20 protein-coding genes are annotated in these 15,303 nt (G+C 60.1%); 9 read left to right on the top strand and 11 right to left on the bottom strand.

The features are described from left to right. Positions 1–26: 26 nt before the first annotated feature. The gene (yjgA, locus tag U9R80_RS05140; RefSeq protein ID WP_301837393.1) at positions 27–548 is read right to left on the bottom strand and encodes a ribosome biogenesis factor YjgA; all 522 of its coding nucleotides are present in this window, start codon (positions 546–548) and stop codon (positions 27–29) included. Positions 549–656: 108 nt separating this feature from the next. Here yjgA and pmbA point away from each other — a divergent pair, with 108 nt between their 5' ends. The 6 genes from pmbA (at position 657) to U9R80_RS05170 (ending at position 5,957) form a co-directional block, all read left to right on the top strand. Next, positions 657–2,003, top strand: coding sequence for a metalloprotease PmbA (gene pmbA / locus U9R80_RS05145; protein WP_301837392.1), 1,347 nt, complete (start codon positions 657–659; stop codon positions 2,001–2,003). A gap of 182 nt (positions 2,004–2,185) precedes the next feature. Further along, the gene (locus U9R80_RS05150) at positions 2,186–2,587 is read left to right on the top strand and encodes a FagA protein (RefSeq protein ID WP_301837390.1); all 402 of its coding nucleotides are present in this window, start codon (positions 2,186–2,188) and stop codon (positions 2,585–2,587) included. Continuing rightward, a complete protein-coding gene (locus U9R80_RS05155; protein ID WP_301837388.1) occupies positions 2,580–3,956 on the top strand; it encodes a class II fumarate hydratase in 1,377 nt (458 codons plus the stop codon). The genes U9R80_RS05150 and U9R80_RS05155 overlap by 8 nt, the downstream gene beginning before the upstream one ends. Positions 3,957–3,976: 20 nt before the next feature. Then, positions 3,977–4,438, top strand: a complete 462-nt coding sequence (locus U9R80_RS05160; protein ID WP_301837386.1) for a hypothetical protein — start codon at positions 3,977–3,979, stop codon at positions 4,436–4,438. Positions 4,439–4,440: 2 nt separating this feature from the next. Then, complete coding sequence (locus tag U9R80_RS05165) at positions 4,441–5,052, top strand: superoxide dismutase (protein ID WP_301837385.1); 612 nt, start codon at positions 4,441–4,443, stop codon at positions 5,050–5,052. A gap of 11 nt (positions 5,053–5,063) precedes the next feature. Further along, entirely contained in the window at positions 5,064–5,957 is an 894-nt protein-coding gene (locus U9R80_RS05170; protein WP_301837384.1) for a ZIP family metal transporter, read from the top strand. 16 nt (positions 5,958–5,973) lie between these two features. Here U9R80_RS05170 and U9R80_RS05175 read toward each other — a convergent pair whose 3' ends face one another. The 10 genes from U9R80_RS05175 to U9R80_RS05220 all read right to left on the bottom strand — a co-directional run bounded on the left by U9R80_RS05175 (position 5,974) and on the right by U9R80_RS05220 (position 12,979). Next, complete coding sequence (locus U9R80_RS05175; RefSeq protein WP_274117765.1) at positions 5,974–6,246, bottom strand: HPr family phosphocarrier protein; 273 nt, start codon at positions 6,244–6,246, stop codon at positions 5,974–5,976. A 20-nt stretch (positions 6,247–6,266) separates the two neighbouring features. Continuing rightward, positions 6,267–7,121, bottom strand: coding sequence for an RNase adapter RapZ (gene rapZ / locus U9R80_RS05180; RefSeq protein ID WP_301837383.1), 855 nt, complete (start codon positions 7,119–7,121; stop codon positions 6,267–6,269). Between the two features lie 3 nt (positions 7,122–7,124). Further along, entirely contained in the window at positions 7,125–7,589 is a 465-nt protein-coding gene (gene ptsN / locus U9R80_RS05185) for a PTS IIA-like nitrogen regulatory protein PtsN (protein ID WP_105641221.1), read from the bottom strand. A gap of 12 nt (positions 7,590–7,601) precedes the next feature. Further along, positions 7,602–7,910, bottom strand: coding sequence for a ribosome hibernation-promoting factor, HPF/YfiA family (gene hpf, locus U9R80_RS05190; protein WP_028942831.1), 309 nt, complete (start codon positions 7,908–7,910; stop codon positions 7,602–7,604). Between the two features lie 81 nt (positions 7,911–7,991). Further along, a complete protein-coding gene (locus U9R80_RS05195) occupies positions 7,992–9,485 on the bottom strand; it encodes an RNA polymerase factor sigma-54 (RefSeq protein ID WP_301837382.1) in 1,494 nt (497 codons plus the stop codon). Between the two features lie 179 nt (positions 9,486–9,664). After that, the gene (lptB, locus tag U9R80_RS05200; RefSeq protein WP_274117761.1) at positions 9,665–10,390 is read right to left on the bottom strand and encodes an LPS export ABC transporter ATP-binding protein; all 726 of its coding nucleotides are present in this window, start codon (positions 10,388–10,390) and stop codon (positions 9,665–9,667) included. After that, entirely contained in the window at positions 10,391–10,915 is a 525-nt protein-coding gene (gene lptA / locus U9R80_RS05205) for a lipopolysaccharide transport periplasmic protein LptA (protein WP_105641220.1), read from the bottom strand. Then, positions 10,902–11,471 carry an LPS export ABC transporter periplasmic protein LptC gene (gene lptC / locus U9R80_RS05210; protein WP_301837381.1) on the bottom strand — a complete coding sequence of 190 codons (570 nt, stop codon included), beginning with the start codon at positions 11,469–11,471 and terminating at the stop codon, positions 10,902–10,904. The genes lptA and lptC overlap by 14 nt, the downstream gene beginning before the upstream one ends. Positions 11,472–11,479: 8 nt before the next feature. Beyond that, a complete protein-coding gene (locus tag U9R80_RS05215; RefSeq protein WP_301837380.1) occupies positions 11,480–12,004 on the bottom strand; it encodes a KdsC family phosphatase in 525 nt (174 codons plus the stop codon). Continuing rightward, positions 12,005–12,979, bottom strand: coding sequence for a KpsF/GutQ family sugar-phosphate isomerase (locus tag U9R80_RS05220; protein ID WP_301837379.1), 975 nt, complete (start codon positions 12,977–12,979; stop codon positions 12,005–12,007). A gap of 243 nt (positions 12,980–13,222) precedes the next feature. Between U9R80_RS05220 and U9R80_RS05225 the strand changes: the two genes are divergently transcribed. Genes U9R80_RS05225 through mlaD form a run of 3 tightly spaced genes read left to right on the top strand, consistent with a single transcriptional unit; the run spans position 13,223 to position 15,296 of the window. After that, entirely contained in the window at positions 13,223–14,032 is an 810-nt protein-coding gene (locus U9R80_RS05225; protein ID WP_274117757.1) for an ATP-binding cassette domain-containing protein, read from the top strand. Continuing rightward, a complete protein-coding gene (gene mlaE, locus U9R80_RS05230; protein WP_028942839.1) occupies positions 14,032–14,829 on the top strand; it encodes a lipid asymmetry maintenance ABC transporter permease subunit MlaE in 798 nt (265 codons plus the stop codon). Before U9R80_RS05225 ends, mlaE begins: the two co-directional genes overlap by 1 nt. After that, entirely contained in the window at positions 14,829–15,296 is a 468-nt protein-coding gene (gene mlaD / locus U9R80_RS05235) for an outer membrane lipid asymmetry maintenance protein MlaD (protein ID WP_301837377.1), read from the top strand. Before mlaE ends, mlaD begins: the two co-directional genes overlap by 1 nt. The last annotated feature ends 7 nt before the right edge of the window (positions 15,297–15,303 follow it).

A 15,303-nucleotide genomic window follows, 5' to 3' on the forward strand; every position in this document is an offset into this window, starting at 1 on the left:
GCAGGGCGCCTGCCCGGTTGCGAAGGTCAGCGCAGACCGCGTTGGGTCTCGTCGAGCTCGCGGATGTATTTGAAGATCTTGCGGCTGGCGGTAGGCGTCTTGTTGGTCTTCAGCTCGTGCTGGGCCTGCCGGATCAGCGAGCGCAGCTGCTGGCGATCAGCTTCGGCGTACTCCTGGACAAACTTCTCCAGGACTTCGTCGGTACCGTCGATCAGCCGGTCGCGCCAGCGTTCCAGATTGTGGAAACGCTCGTTGTACTGGCGGGAGGAAGCGTCGAGCTGGTCAAGGAGCGCCGTGATGGCGTCGATGTCCTGGTCACGCATCAGCTTGCCGATGAACGACCGGTGACGACGTTTGGCCTCGTTTGCCGTGTGCTTTTTGTGCTCTTCAAGCGCCGCACGCAGTTCGTCGGTCAAAGGCAGTTTGGCCAGGGTATCGGGCTTGAGCGTGGTAAGGCGCTCGCCCATATCGACCAGCGCCTGCATCTCGCGCTTGATCTGGGTTTTGCTTTTTTCGCCATCAAAGGCGGTGTCGTAAGAATCAACCATGGGGGCAGTCCGCTGAGAATCGCCGCCATGATAACCAGTCGGGGGCCGCTTGTCCGGCCCGGTCGTAGCAAGACCTTCGCCGAACGCAGAATTTGAGTGGAGAAAACCATGAGTGCAGACCAGAGCGTAGGTCCACAGGCCCTGCCGGCATTGCAGGAACAGGTCGAACAGATCATTGCCGAAGCCAGACGCCAGGGCGCCAGCGCCTGTGAAGTGGCGGTGTCGCTGGAGCAGGGGCTGTCGACGTCGGTTCGCCAGCGCGAAGTGGAAACCGTGGAGTTCAACCGCGACCAGGGGTTCGGCATCACCTTGTATGTGGGCCAGCGCAAAGGCTCGGCCAGTACCTCGGCCAGTGGTGCCGAGGCGATTCGTGAAACGGTCGCAGCAGCCTTGGCAATCGCCAAGCACACTTCTGAAGACGAATGCGCAGGGCTTGCCGACCCGGCCCTGATGGCGCGCGACCTGCAGGATTTCGACCTGTATCACGCCTGGGATATTACCCCCGAGCAAGCAATCGAGAAGGCCCTGGACTGTGAGGCGGCAGCCTTCGAGGCCGATGCCCGGATCAAGAACGCCGATGGCACCACCCTCAACACCCACCAGGGTTGCCGGGTATACGGCAACAGCCACGGGTTTATCGGCGGCTATGCGTCGACTCGCCACAGCCTGAGCTGCGTGATGATTGCCGAGGCCGACGGCCAGATGCAGCGCGACTACTGGTACGACGTCAATCGCCAGGGCGAGTTGCTGGCCGACCCGCGCAGCATTGGCCAGCGCGCTGCACAGCGGGCGGCCAGTCGCCTGGGTGCTCGCCCGGTCCCCACCTGCGAGGTGCCCGTGCTGTTTTCGGCCGAACTTGCCGGCGGCCTGTTCGGCAGTTTCCTGTCGGCGATCTCGGGCGGCAACCTGTATCGCAAGTCGTCGTTCCTCGATGGCGCGATGGGGCAGCGGCTGTTCCCAAGCTGGTTGACCCTCGACGAGCGCCCACATCTGCAGCGAGCTTTGGGCAGTGCCGCGTTCGACGGCGATGGCCTGGCGACCTATGCCAAACCGTTCGTCGAAAAAGGCGAGCTGGTGTCCTATGTGCTGGGGACCTATTCGGGCCGCAAGCTGGGCCTGCCAAGTACCGCCAACGCCGGTGGTGTGCATAACTTGTACGTAACCCACGGCGTGGAGGATCAAGCTGCACTGATTCGGCGCATGGGCCGTGGCCTGCTCGTGACCGAGCTGATGGGGCATGGATTGAATATGGTGACCGGTGATTACTCTCGCGGCGCGGCGGGGTATTGGGTGGAGAACGGCGAGATCCAGTTCGCAGTCCAGGAAGTGACGATCGCCGGCAATATGAAGGATATGTTCCAGCAGATTGTCGCGATCGGTAATGATCTTGAAACCCGTAGCAACATCCACACAGGCTCCGTCCTGATCGAACGGATGACCGTAGCGGGTAGTTGACCCAGGCGTGGGCTTGCCCCTGGATGCGATGGAGCTGAGAAATTCTATCGCGGGGCAAGCCCGCTCCTACGGTAAAAATGAATGTGAAGCCCGACCTCTGTGTCGGGCTTTTTGTTTTTCTTCTTCGTCAAACTTGAATTGATTCTGATTATCACTTAATAATGAATATCATTATCTAGGCGATGATGTTCATGAAACCCGTCCTTCACGAATTGCCCTACCTCGAAAACTGGCGCTGGCTCAGTCGCCGTATCCGTTGCGCGATGGAGCCGGACGAACCGCGCTTGATCGAACATTACCTGGCCGAGGGTCGCTATCTGGTGTGTTGCACCGAGACCTCTGCCTGGACCGTCGCCTTGACCTCTTTCCGCCTGCTCCTGGATACCGCCTGCGATCGCATGCTGCCCTGGCATTGGCGCTGCCTTTGCCTGGACCAGGCCTGGAAGCCGCTGTTGCAGTTGCGCAAGCTCGACGGCGGCGAGCATGGCCAGCACTGGCAGCCTTACGCCCTGCAATTGGCGAACTGCACGCTGCTGCCTTCTGTTTCTTTCGCTGAACTGATGCAAGGACTTGATGATGAGTAATACCCGTATCGAGCGTGACAGCATGGGTGAACTGCAGGTGCCGGCCGCGGCCCTGTACGGGGCCCAGACCCAGCGCGCGGTGAACAACTTCCCGATCAGCCAGCAGCGCATGCCCACCCAGTTCATTCGCGCCCTGCTGCTGGCCAAGGCTGCCGCGGCCAAGGCCAACATCGAACTCAAGCAACTGGAAGAAGGGCAGGGCACGGCCATCGTCAAGGCGGTGGAGCAACTGTTGGCTGGCGATTTCATCCAGCACTTCCCGGTGGATATCTACCAGACAGGTTCGGGTACCAGCTCGAACATGAACGCCAACGAAGTGATCGCGACGCTGGCTACCCGCATCCTGGGTGACAAGGTCAACCCGAACGACCACGTCAACTGCGGCCAGAGCAGTAACGACATTATCCCGACCACCATCCATGTCAGCGCTGCGCTGGCCCTGCACGAACAATTGCTGCCGGCACTCAAGCACCTGGTCCAGGTGATCGAGCATAAAGCCGAGGCTGTGCATCCGTTCATCAAGACCGGCCGTACCCACCTGATGGATGCCATGCCGGTGCGCATGAGCCAGGTACTGGGCGGTTGGGCAGCGCAGATCAAGGGCGCTGTCGGTCACATCGAGGCCACCCTGCCGGCGCTGCAGTCGCTGGCCCAGGGCGGCACTGCAGTGGGCACCGGCATCAACGCACACCCAGCGTTCGCCGCGCAGTTCAGCCAGCAGCTCAGTGACCTGACCAAGGTGCCATTCACGCCTGGGCAGAATCTGTTCGCCCTGATTGGCTCGCAAGATACTGCCGTGGCCCTGTCTGGCCAGCTCAAGACCACTGCCGTGGCGTTGATGAAGATTGCCAACGACCTGCGCTGGATGAACTCGGGGCCGCTGGCGGGGCTGGGCGAGATCGAGCTGGAAGGCTTGCAGCCTGGCTCCTCGATCATGCCGGGCAAGGTCAATCCGGTGATTCCCGAGGCTACCGCCATGGTCGCCGCCCAAGTCATCGGCAACGACGCGACTATCGCCGTGGCCGGCCAGTCGGGCAACTTCGAGCTCAACGTGATGCTGCCGATCATTGCCCAGAACCTGCTCAGCAGCATCGAGTTGATGGCCAACGTCAGCCGCCTGCTGGCCGACAAGGCGATTGCCAGCTTCAAGGTCAATGAGCCCAAGCTCAAGGAAGCCCTGGCGCGCAACCCGATCCTGGTGACGGCCCTGAACCCGATCATTGGCTACCAGAAGGCTGCCGAGATTGCCAAGACTGCCTACAAGCAGGGTCGGCCGATCATCGAGGTAGCCCTGGAGCACACCGACCTGCCGCGCAGCCAGCTGGAAGTGCTGCTCGACCCGGAAAAACTCACTGCTGGCGGTATCTGATATCGCGCTGGAGGTTTGTCATGCAGCACTGGAAGCGCACCACCGAAATCGCCAATCGCCTGTTCGATCAGGGGGATCTGGTTGATGCCCGCGAGTTGTATCTGCAGGCGCTGGCATTGGCCCAGGTGTTGTTCGAGCGCTGGCATGACGCCGATGAAGCGGTGGCCGTGTGCGTCATCGCGCATCACAACCTGGCGGATCTGCACTTGCGCCTGAACCAGCCTCAGGAAAGCGCGGAGTACCTCTGCGCGATCCATCAGCGGCTGTTGCAGGCCATGCAGGACCAGCGCCTGGCACCGGCGCTGCGCGAAGCGGCGCTGCGTCACAGCAGCAAGACCTACACCGAGTTGTTGAATTTCATCAGCGAGTACGGCCAGTACCCGCGAACCGAGCGCCTGCTTCATAGCCCTGGCCCGCAGACGGTGGTCATCGCCGGTCAGGAAAGCGCCGGGTCGTCAGCACATCATTACGGAATCCATTGAACATGCCTTATACCCTGCCTGCCTTGCCTTACGCCTACGATGCGCTGGAACCGCACATCGACACCCAGACCATGCAGATCCACCACAGCAAGCACCATCAGACCTACATCAACAACCTCAACGCCGCGGTCGAAGGCACCGAGTGGGCCGAATGGCCGGTGGAGGATCTGGTGGCAGCGGTCAAGCAACTGCCGCAACAGCTGCAGGCCGCGGTGATCAATCAGGGGGGCGGCCACGCCAACCATTCTCTGTTCTGGACGGTCATGTCGCCAAAAGGCGGTGGACTGCCCCAGGGCAAGGTTGCCAAGGCTATTGATGAGCAACTGGGCGGCTTCGACGCCTTCAAGGACGCTTTTACCAAGGCGGCCCTGACCCGTTTCGGCAGCGGTTGGGCCTGGCTGAGCGTGACGCCTGAAAAGACGTTGGTTGTGGAGAGCAGCGGTAACCAGGACAGTCCGCTGATGAATGGCAACCTGCCGATCCTGGGGTTGGACGTGTGGGAGCATGCCTACTACCTGCTCTACCAGAATCGTCGCCCTGAATATATCAACGCCTTCTACAACGTGATCGACTGGTCCGAGGTAGAGCGCCGTTATGTAGCCGCCCTGGTGTGAGTCGTCCCGGTATGCCTACGGATGTGATGTCCATCAGCGGCGTGCGCCTGTTTCGCCTGGCCCTGGGCACAGTGTTGTTGCTCGCTGGCTGTGCCTTGCTGGTGGCCCAGGGATTCGCCTGGCTTGACCTTGAGCCACGCATGATGCGCGCGCTCGAGGGCGGTGCCCTGTGCGCGCTGGGTACCGCGCTGGGCGCGGTGCCGGTGCTGGTTATCCGCAGCATGCCGGTCGCCCTGGCCGATACCTTGTTGGGTTTCGGTGCTGGCGTAATGCTGGCAGCCACGGCGTTTTCCCTGGTCATTCCCGGCCTGGATGCAGCCCAGGCCATCGGCTTGAACAAGTGGGGGGCGGGCGGGTTGATCAGTTTTGGCCTGCTGTTCGGGGCCTTCTGCCTGTACCTGGTCGATCTCAAGGTGTCTGGCGGCTCGCCCGAAGCCTTGGTGGGCAACCCTCAGCAACCGGTGATCGCTGCACGGATCTGGGTATTTGTCATTGCCATCATTGCCCACAACATTCCCGAAGGCATGGCTATTGGCGTGTCGGCGGGCGGCGGTATGCCAGATGCCGACAGTTTGGCTATGGGCATTGCACTGCAGGATGTGCCTGAAGGCCTGGTCATCGCCCTGGTACTCGCCGGGGCGGGGATGGGGCGGTTCAAGGCCTTTCTGATCGGTGCGGCGTCCGGGTTGGTCGAGCCGGTGGCGGCATTGTTGTGCGCCTGGCTGGTGACAGTCGCCGAGCTGTTGCTGCCGTTGGGCCTGGCGTGTGCGGCGGGGGCCATGTTGCTGGTGGTCACTCAGGAGATCATTCCTGAATCACGCAGCAATGGCCATCATCGTCTGGCGAGCCTGGGGCTTTGCATAGGCTTCTGCTTGATGATGGTGATGGATACGGCGCTGTCCTGAACGAAAACGAGGGCGATTACTCGCCCTCGTCAAAGTAGTTGTTGATCAGCTCGACCAGTGCATTGAGTGCTGCGTCCTCGTCTTCACCTTCGGTGTGCAGATGCACCTGGGTGCCTTTTCCGGCCGCCAACATCATCACGGCCATGATGCTTTTGCCGTCGATCAGTTTATCGGGCGCACGACCTACACGTACCGTGCAGGGGAAGCGTCCAGCCACGCCAACGAATTTTGCAGCAGCCCGGGCATGCAGCCCCAGCTTGTTGATGATGGTGATCTCACGAGCAGGCATCGCGGCGGTGGTCCTGTGGGCTAGAGGTCGCGGTGGCGAACCTGGACGTTCTTCAAGGATTGTTGCAACAACTGGCCCAGGCGCTCGGTCAGGTAAACCGAGCGGTGGTGTCCACCGGTGCAGCCAATGGCAATGGTGACATAGGCGCGGTTGCTGGCAGCAAAGCGCGGTAGCCATTTGAGCAGGTAGCTGGAGATGTCCTGGAACATTTCCTCGACATCGGGCTGGGCCGCGAGGTAGTCGATGACCGGTTGCTCCAGGCCTGAGTGCTCGCGCAACTCCGGCTTCCAGTAGGGGTTGGGCAGGCAGCGCACATCGAACACCAGGTCGGCATCAATCGGCATGCCGCGCTTGAAGCCGAAGGATTCGACGAGGAATGCAGTACCAGGTTCCGGCTGGTTGAGCAGGCGCAACTTGATCGAGTCACGTAGCTGATACAGGTTCAGGCTGGTGGTGTCGATTTTGAGGTCGGCGAGGTCGGCGATAGGGCCGAGCAGTTCGGTCTCGTCCTTGATGGCCTCGGCCAGAGAGCGATTCGCGTTTGTCAGAGGGTGGCGTCGACGGGTTTCCGAGAAGCGCTTGAGCAGTGTGTCTTCGTCGGCATCCAGGTAGAGGACATCACACTGGATATGACGACCGCGCGCCTCTTCCAGCAATTCCGGGAAGCGCGACAGATGGCTGGGCAGGTTGCGGGCGTCGATGGATACGGCCACTTTGGGCTGCATCAATTCGGTGTTGATCAGAGCGTTTTCGGCCAGTTGGGGTAACAACCCCGCGGGCAGGTTGTCGATGCAGTAGTAGCCGTTGTCCTCAAGGACAGCGAGGGCAGTACTCTTGCCGGAGCCAGACCGGCCGCTGACGATGATCAAGCGCATATATCAATGCTCGTTCTGTGCGTCCAGTACGACCTGGTACAGGGCTTCGCTGCTGTTGGCGGCGCGCAGTCTGTCACGTACGTCCTTGCGGTCGAGCATGCTTGCGATCTGGCGCAGCAGTTCCAGGTGCGCATCGGTAGCCGCTTCCGGAACCAGCAGGACAAACAGCAAATCGACTGGGGCGCCATCAATGGCGTCGTAGTCGATCGGTGCTTCCAGGTGTATCAGGGCGCTGATAGGCGATGAGCAGCCTTTGAGGCGGCAGTGTGGAATAGCGATGCCATTGCCAAATCCGGTAGACCCGAGTTTCTCCCGGGCAAACAGGCTTTCAAAAACGTCCTGCATCTCCAGGTCGGCAACTTCCCGGTCGATCAGGGTGGCGATTTCCTGGAGGACGCGCTTTTTACTGCCGCCCGGCACGTTCACGAGGGAACGGCCGGGGGTCAGGATGGTTTCAAGTCGGATCATGGATGAGGGGGATCAGCGGGCCGCTGCACCTTGCAGCAGGCTTTGCTGTTTTTCCTTGTGTTTTTTCAGTTGGCGGTCGAGCTTGTCAGTCAAGGCATCGATCGCTGCATACATGTCTGTGTGTTCGGCATTTGCTACAACTTCGCCGCCGGGAATAAACAGCGTTGCTTCAATTTTCTGCTGCAGCTTCTCGACCTTCATGATTACCGTCACATTGGTAATCTTGTCGAAGTGCCCCTCCAGTCGCTTCAGTTTCTGTTCGACATACTCACGCAGGGGCTGAGTGACTTCTACATGCTGTCCACTGATATTGACTTGCATACAGCTTCTCCTTTGTTGCCGGTGCATAAGAGGCAGGTGTTGCGCCTGCCACTGAACTGCGATGGCACACTTCAGGGGCCGTTACATCAATCGCTTGCGCTCGCTCGACGGTGCAATGCCGAGGGACTCGCGGTACTTGGCGACGGTGCGACGGGCTACCTGGATGCCTTGTGCCTCCAGTAAACCAGCGATCTTGCTGTCACTCAATGGCTTTTTCTGATTTTCAGCTGCAACCAGTTTTTTGATGATCGCGCGGATGGCTGTGGACGAGCATTCGCCGCCTTCTGAGGTGCTCACGTGGCTGGAGAAAAAGTACTTCAGCTCGTAGATGCCCCGTGGCGTATGCATGTATTTCTGGGTGGTCACCCGGGAAATCGTCGACTCGTGCATGCCCACCGCTTCGGCGATGTCGTGCAGCACCAGCGGCTTCATCGCTTCGTCGCCGTGGTCGAGGAAGCCCCGTTGATGTTCGACGATCTGGGTGGCGACCTTCATCAGGGTTTCGTTGCGGCTCTGCAGGCTCTTGATGAACCAGCGGGCCTCCTGCAACTGATTGCGCATGAAGGTGTTGTCGGCGCTGGTGTCGGCGCGACGGACGAAGCCTGCGTATTGCGGGTTGACCCGCAGGCGTGGCACGGCTTCCTGGTTAAGCTCGACCAGCCAGCGTTCGTTGTCCTTGCGTACGATCACGTCCGGGACAACATATTCGGGCTCGCTGGACTCGATCTGTGAGCCGGGGCGCGGGTTGAGCCTCTGGACCAGTTCGATCACCTGGCGCAGCTCGTCTTCCTTGAGCTTCATGCGGCGCATCAGTTGGCTGTAGTCGCGGCTGCCGAGCAGGTCGATATAGTCGCTGACCAGGCGCTGCGCCTCGGCCATCCACGGCGTGCTGGCGGGCAGCTGGCGCAGTTGCAGCAGCAGGCACTCGCTCAGGTTGCGTGCGCCGATGCCGGCGGGCTCGAATTGCTGGATACGATGCAGTACGGCCTCGACTTCATCGAGTTCGATATCCAGCTCGGGGTCGAAGGATTCGCAGACTTCTTCAAGTGTCTCGTCCAGGTAGCCCTGGTTGTTGATGCAGTCGATCAGCGTCACGGCGATCAGCCGGTCGGTGTCGGACATCGGCGCCAGGTTCAGCTGCCAGAGCAGGTGGCTCTGCAGGCTTTCACCGGCCGAGGTGCGGGTGGTGAAGTCCCACTCGTCATCGTCATTGCTGGGCAGGCTGCTGGCGCTGGTCTGGTAGATGTCTTCCCAGGCCGTGTCGACCGGCAGTTCGTTGGGAATGCGCTCGCTCCACTCGCCTTCTTCCAGGTTGTCCACGGTTTGCGTGGTTTCCTGGAAGCTGGTGTCCTGGGTTTCGGCGACAGGCTTGCTTTCGGCGTTATCGGCCATCGGGTCGCTGTTGTCGAAATCGTCGCCTTCTTCCTGGCGTTCGAGCATCGGGTTCGATTCCAGCGCTTCCTGGATCTCCTGTTGGAGGTCAAGGGTAGAAAGCTGGAGCAGACGGATGGCCTGTTGCAACTGCGGGGTCATCGTCAGTTGCTGGCCCATTCTTAGGACGAGCGATGGTTTCATGGCAGGGGCTAAACACCTTATTTGCCGGCGCACATGCGCCATCCACTACAAGGGCACCGAAGCGCCAACTTTAAGCAAATTATATGCCTGAAGTTGGAACGTTTGCCTAGGGTGCGGTAACAAATATGCCGCATTTCGCTGGATCAGCGGCCCATGGCAAACGCCTTGCTGCTTCGAACTTACAAGCGGAACTCGTGGCCCAGGTAGACCTCTTTAACCAGATCGTTGGCCAGGATGGTCTCTGCATCGCCTTCGGCAATCAGTTGGCCATCGTTGACGATGTAGGCGGTTTCGCAGATATCCAAGGTTTCACGGACGTTGTGGTCAGTGATCAGCACGCCAATGCCTTTGGCCTTGAGGTGATGGATGATCTGCTTGATGTCGCCGACCGAAATCGGGTCGACACCGGCAAAGGGTTCGTCGAGCAGGATGAACTTCGGGGCTGTGGCCAGTGCCCGGGCGATTTCCACCCGGCGCCGCTCACCCCCGGAAAGGCTCATGCCGAGGTTGTCGCGAATGTGGCTGATGTGGAACTCCTGCAGCAGGCTTTCCAGCTCTTTGCGGCGTCCGGCGGCATCGAGTTCCTTGCGGGTTTCGAGAATCGCCATGATGTTGTCGGCGACCGACAACTTGCGAAAGATCGATGCTTCCTGGGGCAGGTAGCCAATGCCGGCCCGGGCGCGCCCGTGCATCGGTTGGTGGCTGACATCCAGGTCGTCGATCAGGACGCGTCCCTGGTCGGCCTGGACCAGTCCGACGATCATGTAGAAGCAGGTGGTCTTGCCGGCGCCGTTAGGACCGAGCAGGCCGACGATCTGGCCGCTGTCGATGGACAGGCTGACGTCACGTACCACTTGCCGGCTCTTGTAGCTCTTGGCCAGGTGCTGGGCTTTGAGGGTTGCCATTTACTCGGCCTTCTTCTTCGGCTGGATCACCATGTCGATGCGTTGGCGCGGCGTGGTCACATTGCTGCCACGGCCGGCGGTCGCTACCTGGGACTTGGTGTTGTAGACGATCTTCTCGCCTTCGGTGGTGTTGCCTTCGTTTTCCACCTTGGCGCGATCGGTCAGTACAACCAGTTCTTTTTGCGACTGATACTGGATGGTGACGGCCCAGCCTTTCATCTTGTCCGGCTTGTCGGCGCTCTGCTGCTGCTCGAAGTAGGCGAGGTTGCCCACCGAAGTCACGACGTCGATGTCGCCGGAGTCGGCGCGGGTGATGGTCACGGTGTTGCCTTTGATCATCATCGAGCCCTGGGTGATGATGACGTCTCCGGTATAGGTGGCGACGCCTTTCTTGTCGTCCAGGTGTGCATTGTCGGCCTGGATGCGAATTGGCTGGTCACGGTCGGTCGGCAGGGCCCAGGCGCTCGCGCTTCCCAGTGCTGCGCTCAGGCTGAGCAAAAAGGGGAGGGTTTTAACGAGCCTCATACTGTCCTCTTACGTTGGACAGCAGGTCCATCCTGCCGTCTTTCAAATACGCTTTCATTCCGTTACCCGTAGTCACGCCATCGGCGCCGTCGATTCTAACGGCTTGCTCGGTTTGCGCATATTGCTTCTGCGGGAACACGGTCATGCGCGTGGTGGTAATAATGGTCGTGCGATTCTTTTCATCGGTGCGGGCAATCCGTACCGAGTCGATCAGTTCTACTTCGCTGCCGTCCGGGTTCACTTCGCCTTTCTCACTCTGGACGTGCCAGGGGAAGGTGGTGCCACGGTACATCTGCAGGTCTGGCTTGGTCAGCAAGGTCACTTCGCTGACCTTGAGGTGTTCGACCTTGTCGGCCGTCATTTCATACTGCAGCTTGCCGTCAGGCAGGAACTGCACGCTGTGGGCGTTGGTTGCGTAGTAGTCGATGGCGTTTTCATCGACAGTGGCCACCGGTTTGTCGAGAAAACTCTCGGGGCCGATGTTCCAGTAGCCGACTGCGACCAGCAATGCGGCAATCACACTGAACAGCGCAATGGTGCGGATTTTCTTGAACATTTGTCGCTCTACAGGTAATGGGCGTTGGCGGCGTCAAGGTTGCCCTGGGCTTGCAGGATCAGCTCGCAGAACTCGCGGGCAGCGCCTTCACCACCGCGGGCAAGGGTGACGCCGTGGGCGTGTTCGCGAACGAACGCTGCGGCGTTGGCTACTGCCATGCCCAGGCCGACTCGACGGATCACCGGCAGGTCAGGCAGGTCGTCACCCAGATAGGCCACTTGCTCATAGCTTAGGTTGAGCTGGCCGAGAAGCTCGTCCAAAACCACCAATTTATCTTCCCGTCCCTGATACAGGTGAGGGATGCCGAGGTTCTTGGCGCGTCGCTCGACCACCGGGGTCTTGCGTCCGCTGATGATTGCCGTGGTCACACCCGACGCCATGAGCATTTTGATGCCCTGGCCGTCGAGGGTGTTGAAGGTCTTGAATTCACTGCCGTCCTCGAGGAAATACAGGCGGCCATCGGTCAGTACGCCGTCAACGTCGAAAACAGCCAGCTTGATGGCTTTGCCGCGGTGCATCAGGTCGTCAGTCATTCACATCACTCCGGCGCGCAGCAGGTCATGCATGTTGAGCGCGCCGACAGGGCGTTCGTCGTTGTCGACAACCACCAGGGCGTTGATCTTGTGGTCTTCCATGATCTTCAGGGCTTCGGCGGCGAGCATTTCTGCGCGAGCCGTCTTGCCGTGGACGGTCATGACCTCGTCGATCAAGGTCTTGTGCACGTCGATGTTGCGATCGAGGCTGCGGCGAAGGTCGCCGTCGGTAAAGATACCGGCAAGCCGCCCGTCGGCTTCCACGATGACGGTCATGCCCAAACCTTTGCGAGACATTTCAAGTAGCGCGTCCTTGAGCAGGATGCCGCGCTGTACTCTGGGCAGCTCATCGCCCGCGTGCATGACGTTCTCGACCTTGAGCAGCAAGCGGCGACCCAGGGCACCACCGGGGTGCGAAAACGCGAAGTCTTCGGCGGTGAATCCACGGGCTTCCAGCAGGGCGATCGCCAGTGCGTCACCCAGTACGAGTGCTGCGGTGGTCGAAGATGTGGGTGCAAGGTTCAGGGGGCAGGCTTCCTGCTCGACACGGGCGTCCAGATTCACTTCGGCAGCCTTGGCCAAGGCGGAATCAGGGTTGCCGGTCATGCTGATGAGCTGGATGCCCAGGCGCTTGATCAGTGGCAGCAGAGTGACGATTTCGGCGGTGGAGCCCGAGTTGGACAGCGCCAGGATCACGTCGTCGCGGGTGATCATGCCCATATCGCCGTGGCTTGCCTCGGCCGGGTGGACGAAAAACGATGGCGTGCCGGTGCTGGCAAGCGTGGCGGCGATTTTTCTGCCGACATGGCCTGACTTGCCCATTCCAACAACGACGACCCGTCCTTTGCAGGCCTGGATCAGCTCGCAGGCTTTGACGAAATCGGCGTCGATGTGGGCCAGCAGGCCCTCTACCGCCTTTACTTCAAGGCGAATAGTGCGCTGCGCGGATTGAATCAGCTCGCTGGATTGGCTCATGGCGGAAAACGATTGCCTGATGAAAGGCGCCGATTATAGCGACAATGCGCAAAACCCTCACCTTGTGATTGTCAAACAGACCTCGATCTAGCTTAACCATAGCTGAACGAGCGCTGCGGCGGCCTTGGGGCGCTGCTATCAGCGGTGCTATAGTTCGCCGCCTGTTCGGCCCGCTTGGGGCGTGCGTGCCTCCATGAAGGAGGCGCGCGTCTGAGTGAGAAGGCTGCATCGCAAGGAGTCTAGATGAGCGTTGATAACGCCTACGCGGTCGAGTTGAAGGGCGTGTCCTTCAAGCGCGGTTCGCGCAGCATCTTCAATAATGTCGATATACGCATTCCGCGGGGCAAGGTCACCGGGATCATGGGGCCTTCGGGGTGTGGCAAGACCACATTGTTGCGCCTGATGGGGGCCCAATTGCGGCCTGCCAGTGGCGAGGTCTGGGTCGGCGGGCAGAACCTGCCCACGTTATCGCGTGGCGACCTGTTCGACGCGCGCAAGCAAATGGGCGTGTTGTTCCAGAGTGGCGCGCTGTTCACTGATCTCGATGTGTTCGAGAACGTGGCGTTCCCGTTGCGGGTGCATACCCAGCTGTCCGACGAAATGATCCGCGACATTGTGCTGATGAAGCTGCAGGCCGTTGGTCTGCGCGGTGCCATCGAGTTGATGCCGGACGAGCTCTCGGGCGGCATGAAACGTCGTGTCGCGCTGGCCCGGGCCATTGCCCTGGACCCGCAGATCCTCATGTACGACGAGCCTTTCGTGGGGCAGGACCCTATTGCCATGGGGGTTCTGGTGCGCCTGATCCGCCTGCTCAATGATGCCCTGGGCATCACCAGCATTGTGGTGTCCCACGATCTGGCCGAGACCGCCAGTATTGCCGACTACATTTATGTCGTCGGCGATGGGCAGGTCCTGGGCCAGGGCACGCCGGACGAGCTGATGGGCTCCGATAACCCGCGCATTCGCCAGTTCATGAAAGGCGACCCGGATGGCCCTGTGCCCTTTCACTTTCCTGCGCCTGATTACCGCGCCGATCTTCTGGGGAAGCGTTGATGCGCAGAAAATCCTTGCTCGAACGTATTCGTCGATTCGGCCGTTCGGCCATCGACGTGCTGGCCGTACTCGGCCGTTCCTGCCTGTTCCTGGTGCATGCGCTGGTAGGGCGCGGCGGGATCGGCGGCGGCTTTCAATTGCTGGTCAAGCAACTCTATTCGGTCGGCGTGCTGTCGCTGGCGATCATTGTCGTCTCCGGGGTATTTATCGGGATGGTGCTGGCCCTGCAGGGTTTCAGCATCCTGGCCAAGTACGGTTCGGAGCAGGCGGTAGGGCAGATGGTTGCCCTGACCCTGCTGCGCGAGCTTGGGCCGGTAGTCACGGCGTTGCTGTTCGCTGGCCGTGCAGGTTCGGCACTGACCGCCGAAATCGGCAACATGAAGTCGACCGAACAACTTTCCAGCCTGGAAATGATCGGCGTCGACCCACTCAAGTACATCGTTGCCCCACGCCTGTGGGCCGGTTTCATCTCGCTGCCGTTGCTGGCGCTGATTTTCAGCGTGGTCGGTATCTGGGGTGGTTCCTGGGTGGCGGTTGACTGGCTGGGCGTCTATGACGGCTCGTTCTGGGCCAACATGCAAAACAGCGTGTCGTTCACCGATGACGTACTCAACGGTGTGATCAAAAGCCTGGTTTTTGCCTTTGTCGTCACCTGGATTGCCGTATTCCAGGGCTATGACTGTGAGCCCACTTCAGAAGGGATCAGTCGTGCCACTACCAAGACCGTGGTCTATGCCTCATTGGCAGTCCTGGGTCTGGACTTTATTCTGACCGCCTTGATGTTTGGAGATTTCTGATGCAAAACCGCACCCTGGAAATCGGTGTTGGCCTGTTCCTTCTGGCCGGGATCCTGGCGCTGCTGTTGTTGGCATTGCGCGTCAGCGGCCTGTCTGCCAGTCCGAGCAGCGACACCTATAAAGTTTCTGCCAACTTCGACAATATCGCCGGTTTGACGGTCAGAGCTAAAGTGACCATGGCCGGTGTGACTATCGGCAAGGTCACGGCCATCGATCTGGACCGTGATACCTACACCGGTCGGGTGACGATGCAACTGGAAAAGGCCGTGAACAATCTGCCGACCGATTCCACTGCATCCATCCTCACCGCAGGTTTGCTCGGTGAAAAATACATCGGTATCAGCGTGGGCGGAGATGATGCGGTGCTCAAGGATGGTTCAGTCATTCATGACACGCAGTCGGCGCTGGTACTGGAGGATCTGATCGGCAAGTTCCTGCTCAATACCGTTGGCAAAGAAGCTAAATAAGGAGTTT

Source organism: Pseudomonas sp. JQ170C, assembly GCF_035581345.1.
In the GTDB taxonomy this organism is placed as follows: Bacteria; Pseudomonadota; Gammaproteobacteria; order Pseudomonadales; family Pseudomonadaceae; genus Aquipseudomonas.